Here is a 13,874-nt window from a genome sequence, read left to right as displayed (position 1 = left end):
AGAGAAGGGGAGCAAGGGCAATGAAGGGCACTGTTGGTGAGCTCGGGGAGTTCGGGCTCATCAGGGAGCTCACCTCCCGTCTCACCACCACCCCGGCGGTCCGGATCGGCCCCGGCGACGACGCCGCGGTGGTCGCCGCGCCCGACCGGCGGGTGGTGGCGAGCACCGACATCCTGCTGGAGGGGCGGCACTTCCGCCGCGACTGGTCCACGGCCTACGACGTCGGCCGCAAGGCGGCGGCGCAGAACCTCGCCGACATCGCCGCGATGGGCGCCGTACCGACCGCCCTGCTGCTCGGCCTGGTCGTCCCGGCCGAACTCCCGGTGACCTGGCCCAGCGAGCTGATGGACGGCCTGCGCGACGAGTGCCAGGTCGCGGGCGCCTCCGTGGTCGGCGGTGACGTCGTACGCGGCGACACGATCATGGTGTCGATCACCGCGCTCGGCGATCTGCGCAACCAGGAGCCCGTCACGCGCGCCGGCGCCCAGCCCGGCGACCTGGTGGCCGTCACGGGCTGGCTGGGCTGGTCCGCGGCCGGTTACGCCGTCCTCTCCCGCGGTTTCCGCTCCCCGCGCGCCTTCGTGGAGGCCCACCGCCGCCCGGAGCCGCCGTACCACGCGGGCCCGGCCGCCGCCGCGCTCGGCGCGACCGCAATGTGCGACGTGAGCGACGGGCTGATCGCCGACCTCGGGCACATCGCCGAGGCCAGCAAGGTCCGCATCGACATCCGCTCCGGCGCGATCGACATCCCGACCCAGATGAACGACATCGGGCAGGCCGTCGGCGTCGACCCGCTGCAGTGGGTGCTGACCGGGGGAGAGGACCACGCGATCGTCGCGACCTTCCCGCCGGACACCAAGCTGCCGGCCCGCTGGAAGGTCATCGGCGAGGTCCTCAACCCCTCCGCGCTGCCCCAGGTGACCGTCGACGGGGCGCCCTGGACCAGCAAGGGCGGCTGGGACCACTTCGGGGACATCGAGTCGTGATCCCGCGCGTACTGACGGTGGCCGGCTCCGACTCCGGGGGCGGCGCCGGCATCCAGGCCGACCTGAAGACGATGCTGGCGCTCGGCGTGCACGGGATGAGCGTGATCACGGCGGTGACCGCGCAGAACTCGCTGGGCGTCCAGGGCGCCTGGGAGCTGCCCGTTCAGGCTGTGCGGGCCCAGTACCGCAGCGTCGTGGACGACATCGGCGTCCAGGCCGTGAAGACCGGCATGCTGGCCTCGGCGGAACTGGTCGAGGCGGTCGCCGAGTTGATCTCCGGCACGGACGCACCGGCCGTGGTGGACCCGGTGGGCGTCTCCAAGCACGGTGATCCGCTGCTGGCCGCCTCCGCGCTGGACTCCGTACGGACCAAGCTGCTCCCGGCGGCCACCGTGGCGACCCCGAACCTCGACGAGGTGGCGCAACTCACCGGGGTGCGGGTCGAGTCGGAGGACGATCTGCGGCGGGCGGCCGCGGCCGTGCTGGCGTACGGGCCGCGGTGGGTGCTGATCAAGGGCGGGCACCTTGCCGGGGACGCGCTCGATCTGCTGACCGACGGTTCGGCGGAACACTGGCTGCGGGCGCCGCGCCACGACAACCGGCACACGCACGGCACGGGCTGCACACTGGCCTCCGCGATCGCCGCGGGGCTGGCGAAGGGCCTGAGCGTGCCGGAGGCGGTCACGCAGGCCAAGGAGTACGTCACGGGCGCGATCGCCGGAGGATTCGCGCTGGGGGCGGGGATCGGGCCGGTGGATCACGGGTGGCGGTTCCGGGGCTGACCCGGCGCGAGGGTGCGGGCGCACGCGCACGGGTACGGCAAAAAGCCGGCCCACCCTTCGGTGGACCGGCTCAGTGCAGCGAACCAGGCAGTGGCCGCGCGCTCAGCTGTAGCGTCAGCGCGAGACCTTGCCGGCCTTGATGCACGAGGTGCAAGCGTTCACGCGCTTCGGCGTCCCGCCGACCACGGTACGCACACGCTGGATGTTCGGGTTCCAGCGGCGGGACGTACGGCGGTGCGAAAACGAGATGTTGTTGCCGAAGCCCGGCCCCTTGCCGCAGACGTCGCAGTTGGCAGCCACGGGTCACTCCAAAGACTTCAGATGCACTTACGGTTAATCCCGGCATGCCGGGATCGAGATCCTAAGACCTGAGATCTTGAGTGGCGTTGCCAGGGGAACGGCCCGATCGGATCGGGCAACCGGAGCAGCATACAACGGCTGCGCCCGTAGAACGAAACTACCATGGCAGCTCAGGGCACCGCTCCCGGCCCTCTTCCGGTGGACACCACTTCGGGGTCTACGCTGCGTCCACGTCCAGCCAGCAGGTCAGGGAGGCGCAGGTGGCGCAGGTGCCGCAGACGTTGCTCGATGCTCTCGCGGTGCGCACCTGGTGCGGTCTGGCGCTCGGAGCGCTCGGACGCGCGCGCGAGGAGATCGACGCGATCAACGTCTATCCGGTGGCCGACGGCGACACCGGGACGAACCTCTACCTCACCCTGGAATCGGCGGCCACGGCCGTGGAGGCGGTGTTCGCCGGGTACGAGACGGGTGCCGGGGAGCCCTCCCTGGCGGACACCGTGCACGCGATGGCCCACGGGGCGCTCATCGGGGCCCGCGGCAACTCCGGGACGATCCTGGCGCAGCTGCTGCGCGGCATGGCGCAGGTGCTCGCGGAGGGCGGCGCGGCGTCCCACGGCGACGGCGCGGCGCTGCGGCTGGCGCTGCGGCGGGCCGCCGACTCCGCCCGGCAGGCCGTGGCCCACCCCGTCGAGGGCACCGTGCTGACCGTCGCCTCGGCCGCCGCCGAGGCCGCCGAGGCGGCCGAGGGCGACTGCGGCACGGTCGCGCGCGCCGCCTACGAGGGCGCCCGGACGGCCCTGGCGGCCACTCCGGGACAGCTGCCCGTACTCGGCCGGGCCGGGGTGGTCGACGCGGGCGGCCGCGGGCTCGTGGCGGTGCTGGGGGCGCTGGTGGAGGCGTTCACGGGTGAGGCGGTGCGGGAGGCTCCGGGAGCACGGGAGAGCCGTGCGGCGGCGGGGGAGGGCGAGCAGGGCCCCGAGGCGGTTTCCGGGGGGCACGCGTGCGTGGCCGCCACGGACGCCGGACTGTGCGCCGGGGGCGCCGAGGACGGTGGGCCCGCCTACGAGGTGATCTATCTCCTGGAGGCCGGCGACGCGGCCGTGGCCCGGCTGCGGGAGCGCCTCGACGCGCTCGGCGAGTCCCTGGTCGTGGTCGGCGGCGACGGGCTGTGGAACGTCCATGTGCACGTCGACGACGCGGGCGCCGCCGTGGAGGCGGGCGTGGAGGCCGGGCGGCCGTACCGGATCCGGATCACCCACTTCGGGCTCGGGGACGTGCACACCGGCGGCGAGCGGCCCCCGCGCGAGCGCGCCCAGCGGGCCGTCGTCGCCGTCGTACCGGGCGAGGGCCTGGCCGGGCTGTACACCGAAGCGGGCGCCACGACCGTCCTCGCGCGCCCGGGGGAGCCGCCCGCCAGCGGGGAACTGGTGCAGGCCGTACGGCGGGCCCACGCGCGCGAGGTGGTCCTGCTGCCCAACGACGCCGAGCTGCGCCACACGGCCGCTGCGGCCGCCGAGCAGGCCCGCACCGAGGGCATCCGGGTGGCCCTGATCCCGACCCGGTCGGCGGTCCAGGGCATCGCCGCGCTCGCCGTGCACGAGCCGGGGCGCCGGTTCGACGAGGACGTCGTCCAGATGACGGCGGCGGCAGGCGCCACCCGGTACGCCGAGGTCGTCGTCGCCGAACGCCAGTCGTGGACGACGGCCGGCATCTGCCAGGCCGGTGACGTCCTCGGGCTGATCGACGGCGACGTGGCGGTGATCGGCGAGGAGGTGACCGCCACCGCCGCGACCGTCCTGGACCGCATGCTCCAGGCCGGCGGCGAGCTGGTCACCCTCGTCGTCGGCGACGAGGCCCCCGAGGCCGTCGCCGAGCACCTTCAGGGCCGCGTACGGGAGTCCTACCTCGCCGTGGACACGGTCGTGTACCGGGGCGGCCGGCAGGGGACCCTGCTGCTCATCGGCGTGGAGTGACCCCGCGCCTCACTGTCCGGGCCCGAGCATCCCGTTGGCCTCCGCCCGCCGCGCCCGCACGGTCTCGTCCTCGTCGCCGGCACCTTCGTAGGCCGTGAGCACGGCACGCGCACGTGCCGCCGCCTCGGCGGGCCGGCCGAGGCCGGCCTCCAGCCGCCCGGCGGCCAGTTCGGCACCGGTACGGTCGTGCAGCCCGTCCGCGCCCAGCGCGCCGAACAGCGCGGCCGCCCGGTCCATCTGGACCAGCGCCGCCTCGAACAGGTCCTGGATCACGCCGTCTTCGCCCTGCGCCCGCTCCTCGTCCTCCTCGTCATCCCCGTCCTGCTCGATCGCCGCGCGGGCCAGCAGATCGCCGAACTGGCGGTGGGTGTGGGCGAGTTCCTCCGTGAGCTGTTCCCGGGACACCGGGTCGGCCGCGTCCCCCCGCGCCCGCTCGCACGCGCGCACCGCCTCCGTCATCAGCTCCCGTGCGCCCTGCGCCCCGCCGTCCCCGCGCAGCGCCAGCCAGCCGCGGGCGCGCAGCGAGCGCACGAGGAAGGCGTGGTTGCCCAGTCCGCGCCAGAGCTCACCGGCCCGGACGTAAGCCCGGTCCGCCTCCTGCAGCAGACCGGCCTTGCTCAGTGACTCGGCGGCGAGGTGGGCGAGCGTGGCGTGGTCCTGCTGCTCGGGCCAGTGCCGGGCGGTCTCGGCCGCCCGCAGCCTGTGCTCGGCGGCCGCGCGGTGGTCGCCCAGCTCGCTCAGGCAGTCGCCGAGCCACCACCGCGCCTGTACGACGGCCCCGTCCCCGTGCGTCTCGTCGGACAGGTCGGCCAGCGCCGACTCCAGCACCTCGGCGGCCTCGGCGTACCGGCCCTGCCGCAGCAGGCACCCGCCCAGCTGCTGCCGCGCCCAGGCGCCCAGCGTGCCGCTCTCGCCCGCCTCGTCGGCCCAGTGCGCGGCCTCCAGCGCGTGCTCGGCGGCCTCGGCCACCTCACCCCGGGCGCCGAGGACCTCGGCGAGCTGCAGATGCAGCTGGGCCCGCCCGACCGGCTCCACGTACGGCCCGCCGTGCTCCAGCGCGGCCCGCAGCGCCCGCTCGGCCCCGGCCGCGTCGCCCGCCTGATGGGCCAGCGCGGCGACCCGCACCTCGTACTCCACGGCGAACCAGGGCAGCCCGGCGCTCACATAAGCGTCGGCCGCCCGCCGGAACAGCTCCGCGGCCCGTCCGGCGTCCCCGCGCAGCTCCGCCAGCTCGGCGAGCATCGCCCGCGCCTCCGCGGCCCGGGCGGCCAGCCGCACATCGTCCCCGGCCCGCCCGTCGACCAGCGCCAGCACCTCCCGCACGGCCTGCTCGGCCCGCGCGAGCACATCCGCAGCCGGCTCCGGCACCTCCCCGCCTGGCACGCCGTCCTCGACCCCCGGCCTCGGGGCGGCTGCCTCGCCGGAGACCGCACCGCCTGGCAACAGGCCCTCGCACCCCGGTCCGTCCGAGGCCGTCGCGTCGGTGACCGGGGCGTCCGGCACGCGGCCCGAGGGTGCGCGACCGTCCGTGGCCGTTGTGTCCGTCACCAGGGCTTCGGCAGCGGAATCACCCGCGTCCGGCACGGCCGGTGCCGGGGGCGCGGGAAAGCCCGGGTCCGGTGTGCCCGGTGCCGGGTCCCGCAGGACGGGCGCCCCCGCGTGCACGCACCGCATCAGGATCCGGGCCCGGCTGATCAGCACCGACGCCGTCTGGCGTACGCCGGTGGCCTCCTCGGCGTACAGGGCGAGCGCCTCGTCGTACAGGCCGGTGACCGTCGCCAGCGCCGGGTCCACCTCGCCCGTCAGCGCGCGGACGTACGCTCCACGCGCGCGTGCCGCCAGGGCCTCGCCGGGGTCGCCCGCCTCCGCGTACAGGGCCGCCGCCTGCTCGAACAGCTCGATGCCCGCGGGGCCGCGGCTCATCGCCTCGTGGTCGGCGAGCTCCGCGCGGTCACGCGGCCCCAGCTCCGCACCGCGCGCGGCCCGCGCGACGGCGGCCCACGCCTCCAAGGCGTGCGGCTGCAGGGTCTCCGACAACCGCCGGGCCTCGGCGAGCAGGGCCGCCAGGCCGGGCTCGCCGTGCGCCTGGGGCGGCGGGGGCGCGGCGACCGGGACGGGCGCCGGGCGCACCGTCCGCACGCCCAGCGGCAGGCGCTCCACCAGCGGCCGCTGGTCCATACGCGCGCGTGCCCGGTCGCCGACGTGCGACGTGCCGTTGCGCCGGTCGAACCGCTCGGCCAGTTCCAGCGTCTCCTCGCGCGCGTGGGCGGCGAGTTCGCCCGCCGTCCAGGTCCGCCCGGCCGGCCCCGGCACCCGCTGCCCGCCGAGGCCCAGCCCGTTCAGCCGGTCCATCAGCAGCGTCACCACGGCCATGAACTCCAGCCGGCTGCGCGGGTGCCCGGTGTCCGTGAAGTACGCGGGCCGTTCGGCGAGCAGTTCCAGAGCGCGTGCCTCGTTCCCGGTCAGCGCGCAGAACTCCACATGGTCCGCGTACGCGCTGCGCATCGACTCCATCGGGCGGACGAGGCGGAAGCCCCGCAGGTGGTGCGCGCGGGCCTCGTCCAAGCGGCCCAGGCGCAGCAGCGGGGCGAGCGAGGAGGCCAGCACGGTGTGCGGTTCGTGCGCGCAGGCGAACTCGCCCTCCAGCACCGGCCGCCACAACTCCAGCGCTTCCTCGTCCCGCCCGAGCTCGGCCTGCCAGAAGCCCTGCCCGTGCAGCTCGCAGGCGTGACAGTCGGCCATCTCGTCACGGTCCGCGGCGAGCCACGCCGCGTAGGCCCGCTGCGCGCGCGCCAGGTCCCCCACGTGCGCGGCCACGCTGAACTCGGCGCCGCGCACGGCGCGTTCGGAGTACCCGGCGAGCCGGTAGCGGTGCGCCATCTCGCCGAGCCACTTCTCGATCGAGGCGAGCGGGACGTGCGGCTGGTCCAGCATGCCCGCCGACATCCACTTGAAGACCCAGTGCAGCGAGTGCGCCTCGTACGCGTCGAAGTCCTCGGGCCGTTCGTCCCACATGCGCAGCAGCCGCGCGAAGGGGACGAACATCTTGTCCTTCTCGGAGCTGTAGTTGTAGACCTTCAGCTGGTGCCCGAGCGCCTCGATGACGGCCGGCGGGATGCCGAGGCCCTCGGCCGCGGCCAGCAGCTGCTCCGCGCGCGCGTTGCGGGCCGGGCCCTCGGGCTGCTCGGAGTTCTCCGCCATCGCCCGGCGCAGCGCGTCGAAGTCCGTGATCTCACTCATCGCCCGTCGTCTCCCCATGGGTCGCCCACTCCAGCAGGCCGATGAACGCCCGGTTCAGCAGCGCCGAGTCCGCCGGCCTGAGCGGGCGCTGCGCCATCAGCAGGGCCTGCCCGTACAGCGACTCGGTGGCCGTGCCGATCAGCTCCGTGTCCTTGAGCGAACTGATCCTGCGCACCAGCGGGTTGAGGTGGTTGAGCACCAGACGCGCGCGTGGGGCGCTGCCGCGCAGCGAGCCGAGGATGCCCGCCCACAGGTCGTCGGCCTGCTCCTCGGCCGCCGCGCGGGCCTGCTCGTGCCGCGCGGCCCGGTCGTCCAGGTGCAGCGCGGGCACGGACAGCGGATGGAAGGCCCGGAGTACGACGTCACAGCCCAGCGGGTCGAGTCTCGCCCGCGCCGCCGCCAGGAAGCCGGACAGGGCCAGTTCCTCGCCCGGGTCGACCGCGTCCAGGTGCGCGGTCACGGTGTCCGCGTCCAGCTCGGCGACCACCGTCCCCGGCCGCACCGACGGCAGCGCCTCGACCAGGTCGCCGTCGTACGTGTAGCCGCCGTTGACCACGCCGACGCCCTGAGCGGCGGCGATCGGCGCCACCTGCCGGTACTCCTCGACGGTCCGGGTGAAGTGCACCACCGGGTGCCGCTGCGCGAACTCCTCCAGGGACAGCTGCCCGTCGGTCGTCTCGAACGGCAGCCAGGGCAGCATCGTGCGCAGCATGTCGCGGTCGTGCCGGGCGAGGGACTTCACGCCCAGGTGGTGCACGGCGAGGAACGCCGTCAGCCGCTCCGGATCACCGGCGGCGAGCCCCGTGAGCCACGAGCGGATCCTTTCGCCGAGCGCCTCCCGCACCGCGGCCAGCGTCTCGTCCTCGTACAGCGACTCGCGCGAGGCGGTCGGCCGCAGACTGTCGGTGTCCAGGACGCAGCGCACGAAGAACGCCCAGTCGGGCAGCAGCTGTTCGGCCCGCTCGGTCAGCAGCATGCCCTTCAGATGCACCCGGTGGGTCGCCCGCTGGGCCGGACTCACGGCCGCCGGCAGCACGTACGCCACCCCGCGGATCCCGGCCAGCGGCACGGCCAGGTCGATCGAGTCCAGCGGCGTGAACCCGAACAGCTCGTGACAGTGCCGGGCCAGCGCCACCCTTCTGCTCGAAGGGCTCGGATACGGCCGGTCCCAGGGCGCGGGCAGATCGGTGACCGGCTCCTCGCCCACCCGGACGTCGTACGGCAGCAGCGCGCCGAAGTCGCGGGCCAGGCTCAGGACCCGCTCCGGTGCCAGCCACTCGGCCGCCCCGGGCCGCGCGGTCAGGTGCACGGTCGTACCGGGCTCGGGCCGCGCGGAGCCGGGCAGGGTCCGCACGGTGTACGAGCCGTCGTCGCGGGCCGTCCACTCCACCGGTGGTGCGCCGGGCGTACGGGCGCTGCGGCTGACCACCCGGATCCGCTCGGCGACGAGGAAGCAGGCCAGCAGGCCGATGCCGAACTGGCCGAGGAAGCCCGAACGGGCCTCCTGCACGCCCTCGGCCCGCTTGGAGCTGCGCCCGATGGTGGCCAGCAGTTCGTGCACGTCCGCCTCGGTGAGCCCGATCCCGCTGTCCTCCACGCGCAGACCGCCGCCGTCGGCGTACAGCCGCACCCGGGCCGGGGCGCCGGGCTCCTCGCCCCGCCGTGCCGTGATGGCGTCGACGGCGTTCTGCAGCAGCTCGCGCAGATAGACCTTGGGGCTGGAGTAGAGGTGATGGGAGAGCAGATCCACCAGGCCGCGCAGGTCGACCTGGAACGTATGAGGTGAGTGGGGACTCTGGGATGTCTGTGAGCTCTGGTAGTCCATCGTCGCAGCGCCGGAGGGGGGAGGAGCATCGGCGCGGGGTCGGGCGGTCCCAGGTGGGGCGGTGACCGCGAAGGATGGCCGGAGCGCGCCATCCTAGAGCCCGGACAGCCCGCCCGACCAGGACTTTCCCACGACGTATACGGCATTGTCGGTGCCGTGGTGTGCAATGGATCTCGTGCACGGACTGGACGAACCACTGAAGCAGCCACTGAAGTCGGTGCTCGGCCCCGCCACCGCGAAGGTGATGGCCGAGCACCTCGGCCTGCACACCGTCGGCGACCTCCTCCACCACTACCCGCGCAGATACGAGGAGCGCGGCCAGCTCACCCAGCTCGCCGAGCTGCCCATGGACGAACACGTCACGGTGGTCGCCCAGGTGGCCGACGCCCGCCTGCACACCTTCGCCTCCGCCAAGGCCCCGCGCGGCAAGGGCCAGCGCCTGGAGGTCACGATCACCGACGGCAGCGGCCGGCTCCAGCTGGTCTTCTTCGGCAACGGCGTCCACAAGCCGCACAAGGAGCTGCTGCCCGGCACACGCGCGATGTTCGCCGGAAAGGTCTCGGTCTTCAACCGCCGCCTCCAACTCGCCCACCCCGCCTACGAGTTGCTGCGCGGCGACAGTGACGAAACGGTGGAGAGCTGGGCCGGCGCCCTGATCCCCATCTATCCGGCCACCGCGAAGCTGGAGTCCTGGAAGATCGGCAAGGCGGTCCAGACGGTGCTGCCCACCGCCCAGGAGGCCCTGGACCCCCTGCCGCCCTCCCTGCGCGAGGGCCGCGGCCTGATCCCGCTCCCCGAGGCCCTCCTCAAGATCCACCGCCCGCACACCAAGGCCGACATCGCCGACGCCCGCGCCCGGCTGAAGTGGGACGAGGCCTTCGTCCTCCAGGTCGCCCTGGCCCGCCGCCGCTACGCGGACACCCAGCTGCCGGCCGTCCCCCGCACCCCGAAACCCGACGGCCTCCTCGCCGCCTTCGACGACCGCCTGCCCTTCACCCTCACCGAGGGCCAGCAGAAGGTCTCCAAGGAGATCTTCGACGACCTCGCGACCGAGCACCCGATGCACCGCCTGCTGCAGGGCGAGGTGGGTTCGGGCAAGACCATGGTGGCCCTGCGCGCCATGCTCGCCGTGGTCGACGCGGGCGGGCAGGCCGCCATGCTCGCGCCCACCGAGGTGCTCGCCCAGCAGCACCACCGCTCGGTGACCGAGATGATGGGCGAACTGGCCGAGGGCGGCATGCTGGGCGGCGCCGAGCACGCCACCAAGGTCGTCCTGCTCACCGGCTCCATGGGCGCCGCCGCCCGCCGCCAGGCGCTGCTGGACCTGGTCACCGGCGAGGCCGGCATCGTCATCGGCACCCACGCGCTGATCGAGGACAAGGTCCAGTTCCACGACCTCGGCCTGGTCGTGGTCGACGAGCAGCACCGCTTCGGCGTGGAGCAGCGCGACGCCCTGCGCGGCAAGGGCAAGCAGCCTCCTCACCTGCTGGTCATGACGGCCACCCCGATCCCGCGCACGGTCGCCATGACCGTCTTCGGCGACCTGGAGACCTCCGTCCTCGACCAGCTCCCGGCCGGCCGCTCCCCGATCGCCAGCCACGTCGTCCCCGCCGCCGACAAGCCGCACTTCCTCGCTCGGGCCTGGGAGCGGGTCCGCGAGGAGGTGGGAGGCGGCCACCAGGCGTACGTCGTCTGCCCCCGGATCGGGGACGAGGAGGACGATCCCGGGAAGGCCAGGCAGAAGTCGCCCGAGGACGAGGCGGAGAAGCGCCCGCCGCTCGCGGTCCTGGACGTCGCCGACCAGCTGGGCCGCGGCCCCCTGCAGGGCCTGAGGGTGGAGGTCCTGCACGGCCGAATGCACCCCGACGACAAGGACGCGGTGATGCGCCGCTTCGCCGCGGGCGAGACCGACGTCCTGGTCGCCACCACGGTCATCGAGGTCGGCGTGAACGTCCCCAATGCCACGGTGATGGTCATCATGGACGCCGACCGCTTCGGTGTCTCCCAGCTCCACCAGCTCCGCGGCCGCGTCGGCCGGGGCTCGGCCCCCGGTCTGTGCCTCCTGGTCACCGAGATGCCCGAGGCGAGTGCGGCCCGCCAGCGCCTGAACGCGGTCGCCTCCACCCTCGACGGCTTCGAACTCTCCCGCATCGACCTCGAACAGCGCCGCGAGGGCGATGTCCTCGGCCAGGCCCAGTCCGGTGCCCGTTCCTCCTTGCGCGTCCTGGCGGTCATCGAGGACGAGGAGGTCATCGCCGAGGCGAGAGAGGAGGCGACGGCGGTGGTGGCGGCGGATCCGGAGCTACGGCGGCTTCCCGGCCTGCGCACAGCCCTGGACGCTCTTGTGGACGAGGAAAGGGAGCAGTACCTGGAAAAGGGGTGAGCCACAATGAACGTAAAGCCAGCCACGAAGAAGGACCCCACATGACCCGCGTGATCGCCGGCCGGGCCGGCGGACGGCGCCTCTCAGTACCCCCTGGCACCGGAACCCGCCCCACCTCCGACCGCGCACGCGAAGGTCTCTTCTCCACCTGGCAGTCCCTGTTGGGCGGCCCCCTGGACGGCGAACGGGTCCTCGACCTCTACGCAGGCTCGGGTGCCGTGGGCCTGGAAGCCCTCTCCCGAGGCGCCGGTCACGCCCTCCTCGTCGAAGCCGACGCCCGCGCGGCGAGGATCGTGCGCGAGAACGTGAAGAACCTGGGCCTGCCCGGCGCCGAAGTGCGAGCGGGCAAAGCAGAACAGATCATCAGGCAACCGGCACCGGAAGAGCCGTACGACCTCGTCTTCCTCGACCCCCCGTACGCCGTCACAGATCACGATCTTCGCGAGATTCTGCTCACACTCCACTCGGAAGGCTGGCTCGCTGAGCAAGCGCTCGTCACCGTGGAGCGCAGCACCAGAGGCGGCGAATTCCGGTGGCCGGACGGCTTCGAGGCGATCCGGTCCCGTCGCTACGGCGAGGGAACGTTTTGGTACGGTCGCGCCGCCTCTACGTGCGAAGACGCACGATGACCGGACCGGAGAGCGAGGGATCACAAGTGCGCCGCGCCGTCTGTCCCGGGTCGTTCGACCCGATCACCAACGGACACCTCGACATCATTGCCCGAGCCTCCCGTCTGTACGACGAGGTCTATGTCGCGGTGATGATCAACAAGTCCAAGAAGGGCCTGTTCGAGATCGAGGAGCGGATCGAGCTGATCCGCGAGGTCACCGCCGACTACGCCAACGTCCGGGTCGAGGCCTTCCACGGCCTCCTCGTCGACTTCTGCAAGCAGCGTGACATCCCCGCCATCGTCAAGGGCCTGCGCGCCGTCAGCGACTTCGACTACGAGCTGCAGATGGCGCAGATGAACATCGGCCTCACCGGCGTCGAAACCCTCTTCGTGCCCACCAACCCCACCTACAGCTTCCTCTCCTCCTCCCTGGTCAAGGAGGTCGCGGCCTGGGGCGGCGACGTCTCCCACCTGGTGCCCGCCCCGGTCCTCGAGGCTCTGAACAAGCGCCTGCGCAAGGTCTGATGAGGCCGGGGGGACTACAGTCGTCCCGTCCGTCTCCAACCCGGCTGTAGAGAGTGGCGAGCACAGGTGGACGTGCAGAAGAAGCTCGACGAGATCGTCTCCACGGTCTCCGGCGCCCGGTCCATGCCCATGTCGGCGTCGTGCGTGGTCAACCGCGCCGAGCTGCTCGCGATGCTCGAAGAGGTGCGCCAGGCCCTGCCCGGTTCCCTCGCGCAGGCGCAGGAGCTGATCGGCGACCGTGAGCAGATGGTCGAGCAGGCCCGTCAGGAAGCCGAGCGGATCATCTCGCACGCGCACGCCGAGCGCGGCTCGCTGATCTCCGACACCGAGATCGCCCGCCGCGCCCAGGCCGAGGCCGACCGGATCCTCGCCGAGGCCCGCAAGGAGGCCGAGGAGATCCGCGCCGAGGCCGACGACTACGTCGACTCCAAGCTCGCCAACTTCGAGGTCGTCCTCACCAAGACCCTCGGCTCGGTCGGCCGCGGCCGGGAGAAGCTGCTCGGCACCGGCCCCGGCCTGGACGAGAACGGCTACGAGGACGAGGACGCCCCCGAGCGCAGCCACGACCCGGAGACCCTGCGCCACAACGCCGACCAGTACGTCGACGCCAAGCTGGGCGCCTTCGAGGCGGTCCTCGCCAAGACCCTGGAGGCCGTCGGCCGCGGCCGGCAGAAGCTGCACGGCCGGATCGCCACGGACGACCTCGGCGCCCTCGCCGACGACACCACGACCTTCCAGCACTCCAGCGACGCCGACTACCTCGCCGACCTCGCCGCCCTGGCCGAGCAGGACACCGCCGCCGAGCGCCCGGACCGGTCCGCGCAGCAACAGCCGCAGCCGCAGCAGCAGCCGTCGTACGAGCCGCAGCCGGCGTACGCGTCGTACGACCAGCAGGACCCCTACGGAGGCTTCCCGCAGCAGCCCGCCTACGGCCAGCAGGACCCGTACGGCTACCAGCAGGCCGACCCCTACGCCTACCAGGGCTACGACCCGCAGCAGGCCGCCTACGACCCCCAGCAGGCCCACCAGCAACAGCAGCCCCAGCAGCAGCCGCAGCAGGGCTACGCTCTCGACGAGACCAGCCTCTTCGACACGAGCATGATCAGCGCGGAGCAGCTGCGCGCGTACGAACAGGGCCGGGGCCTGTAGCCACGGGCCGGATTGGGCCCTGAGCGAAAGGTCCAGTATCCTGGCTCTTCGGTCGCGCGTACGTCCGCGATCACCGCTGCCCGAAGACACCGACGGGCGGC

10 protein-coding genes are annotated in these 13,874 nt (G+C 73.4%); 7 read left to right on the top strand and 3 right to left on the bottom strand.

Annotated elements, in window-relative coordinates:
• Positions 1-20: 20 nt before the first annotated feature.
• Positions 21-986: a thiamine-phosphate kinase gene (locus FB563_RS06275; protein ID WP_055703464.1), complete on the top strand. Its 966-nt coding sequence runs from the start codon at positions 21-23 to the stop codon at positions 984-986.
• Complete coding sequence (gene thiD / locus FB563_RS06270; protein ID WP_055703465.1) at positions 983-1,768, top strand: bifunctional hydroxymethylpyrimidine kinase/phosphomethylpyrimidine kinase; 786 nt, start codon at positions 983-985, stop codon at positions 1,766-1,768. Before FB563_RS06275 ends, thiD begins: the two co-directional genes overlap by 4 nt.
• A 114-nt stretch (positions 1,769-1,882) precedes the next feature.
• Here the strand turns inward: thiD and rpmB are convergent, their stop codons facing one another.
• Positions 1,883-2,068, bottom strand: coding sequence for a 50S ribosomal protein L28 (gene rpmB, locus FB563_RS06265; protein WP_009190838.1), 186 nt, complete (start codon positions 2,066-2,068; stop codon positions 1,883-1,885).
• Positions 2,069-2,328: 260 nt separating this feature from the next.
• Here rpmB and FB563_RS06260 point away from each other — a divergent pair, with 260 nt between their 5' ends.
• Entirely contained in the window at positions 2,329-4,041 is a 1,713-nt protein-coding gene (locus FB563_RS06260) for a DAK2 domain-containing protein (protein WP_055704327.1), read from the top strand.
• Positions 4,042-4,050: 9 nt separating this feature from the next.
• On the opposite strand, the gene FB563_RS06255 is transcribed toward FB563_RS06260, so the two are convergent.
• The gene (locus FB563_RS06255) at positions 4,051-7,281 is read right to left on the bottom strand and encodes a tetratricopeptide repeat protein (RefSeq protein ID WP_055704328.1); all 3,231 of its coding nucleotides are present in this window, start codon (positions 7,279-7,281) and stop codon (positions 4,051-4,053) included.
• Positions 7,274-9,106, bottom strand: coding sequence for an HSP90 family protein (locus tag FB563_RS06250; RefSeq protein WP_079048546.1), 1,833 nt, complete (start codon positions 9,104-9,106; stop codon positions 7,274-7,276). Before FB563_RS06250 ends, FB563_RS06255 begins: the two co-directional genes overlap by 8 nt.
• Positions 9,107-9,272: 166 nt before the next feature.
• On the opposite strand from FB563_RS06250, the gene recG reads away from it, so the two are divergent.
• From recG to FB563_RS06230, 4 genes are all read left to right on the top strand, one after another.
• Positions 9,273-11,489 carry an ATP-dependent DNA helicase RecG gene (recG, locus tag FB563_RS06245; RefSeq protein ID WP_055704330.1) on the top strand — a complete coding sequence of 739 codons (2,217 nt, stop codon included), beginning with the start codon at positions 9,273-9,275 and terminating at the stop codon, positions 11,487-11,489.
• A 41-nt stretch (positions 11,490-11,530) separates the two neighbouring features.
• Positions 11,531-12,118: a 16S rRNA (guanine(966)-N(2))-methyltransferase RsmD gene (rsmD, locus tag FB563_RS06240; protein WP_055704331.1), complete on the top strand. Its 588-nt coding sequence runs from the start codon at positions 11,531-11,533 to the stop codon at positions 12,116-12,118.
• 26 nt (positions 12,119-12,144) lie between these two features.
• On the top strand, positions 12,145-12,624 hold the full coding sequence (gene coaD / locus FB563_RS06235; RefSeq protein WP_055704332.1) for a pantetheine-phosphate adenylyltransferase: 480 nt from the start codon (positions 12,145-12,147) through the stop codon (positions 12,622-12,624).
• Positions 12,625-12,690: 66 nt separating this feature from the next.
• Positions 12,691-13,773, top strand: coding sequence for an ATP synthase F0 subunit B (locus tag FB563_RS06230; protein ID WP_055704333.1), 1,083 nt, complete (start codon positions 12,691-12,693; stop codon positions 13,771-13,773).
• The last annotated feature ends 101 nt before the right edge of the window (positions 13,774-13,874 follow it).

The sequence above is a fragment of the Streptomyces puniciscabiei genome (genome assembly GCF_006715785.1).
GTDB classification, from domain to species: Bacteria; Actinomycetota; Actinomycetes; order Streptomycetales; family Streptomycetaceae; genus Streptomyces; species Streptomyces puniciscabiei.
The sequence above is the reverse complement of the archived record's forward strand: the minus strand, read 5'-3'. Positions and strand labels throughout refer to the sequence as shown.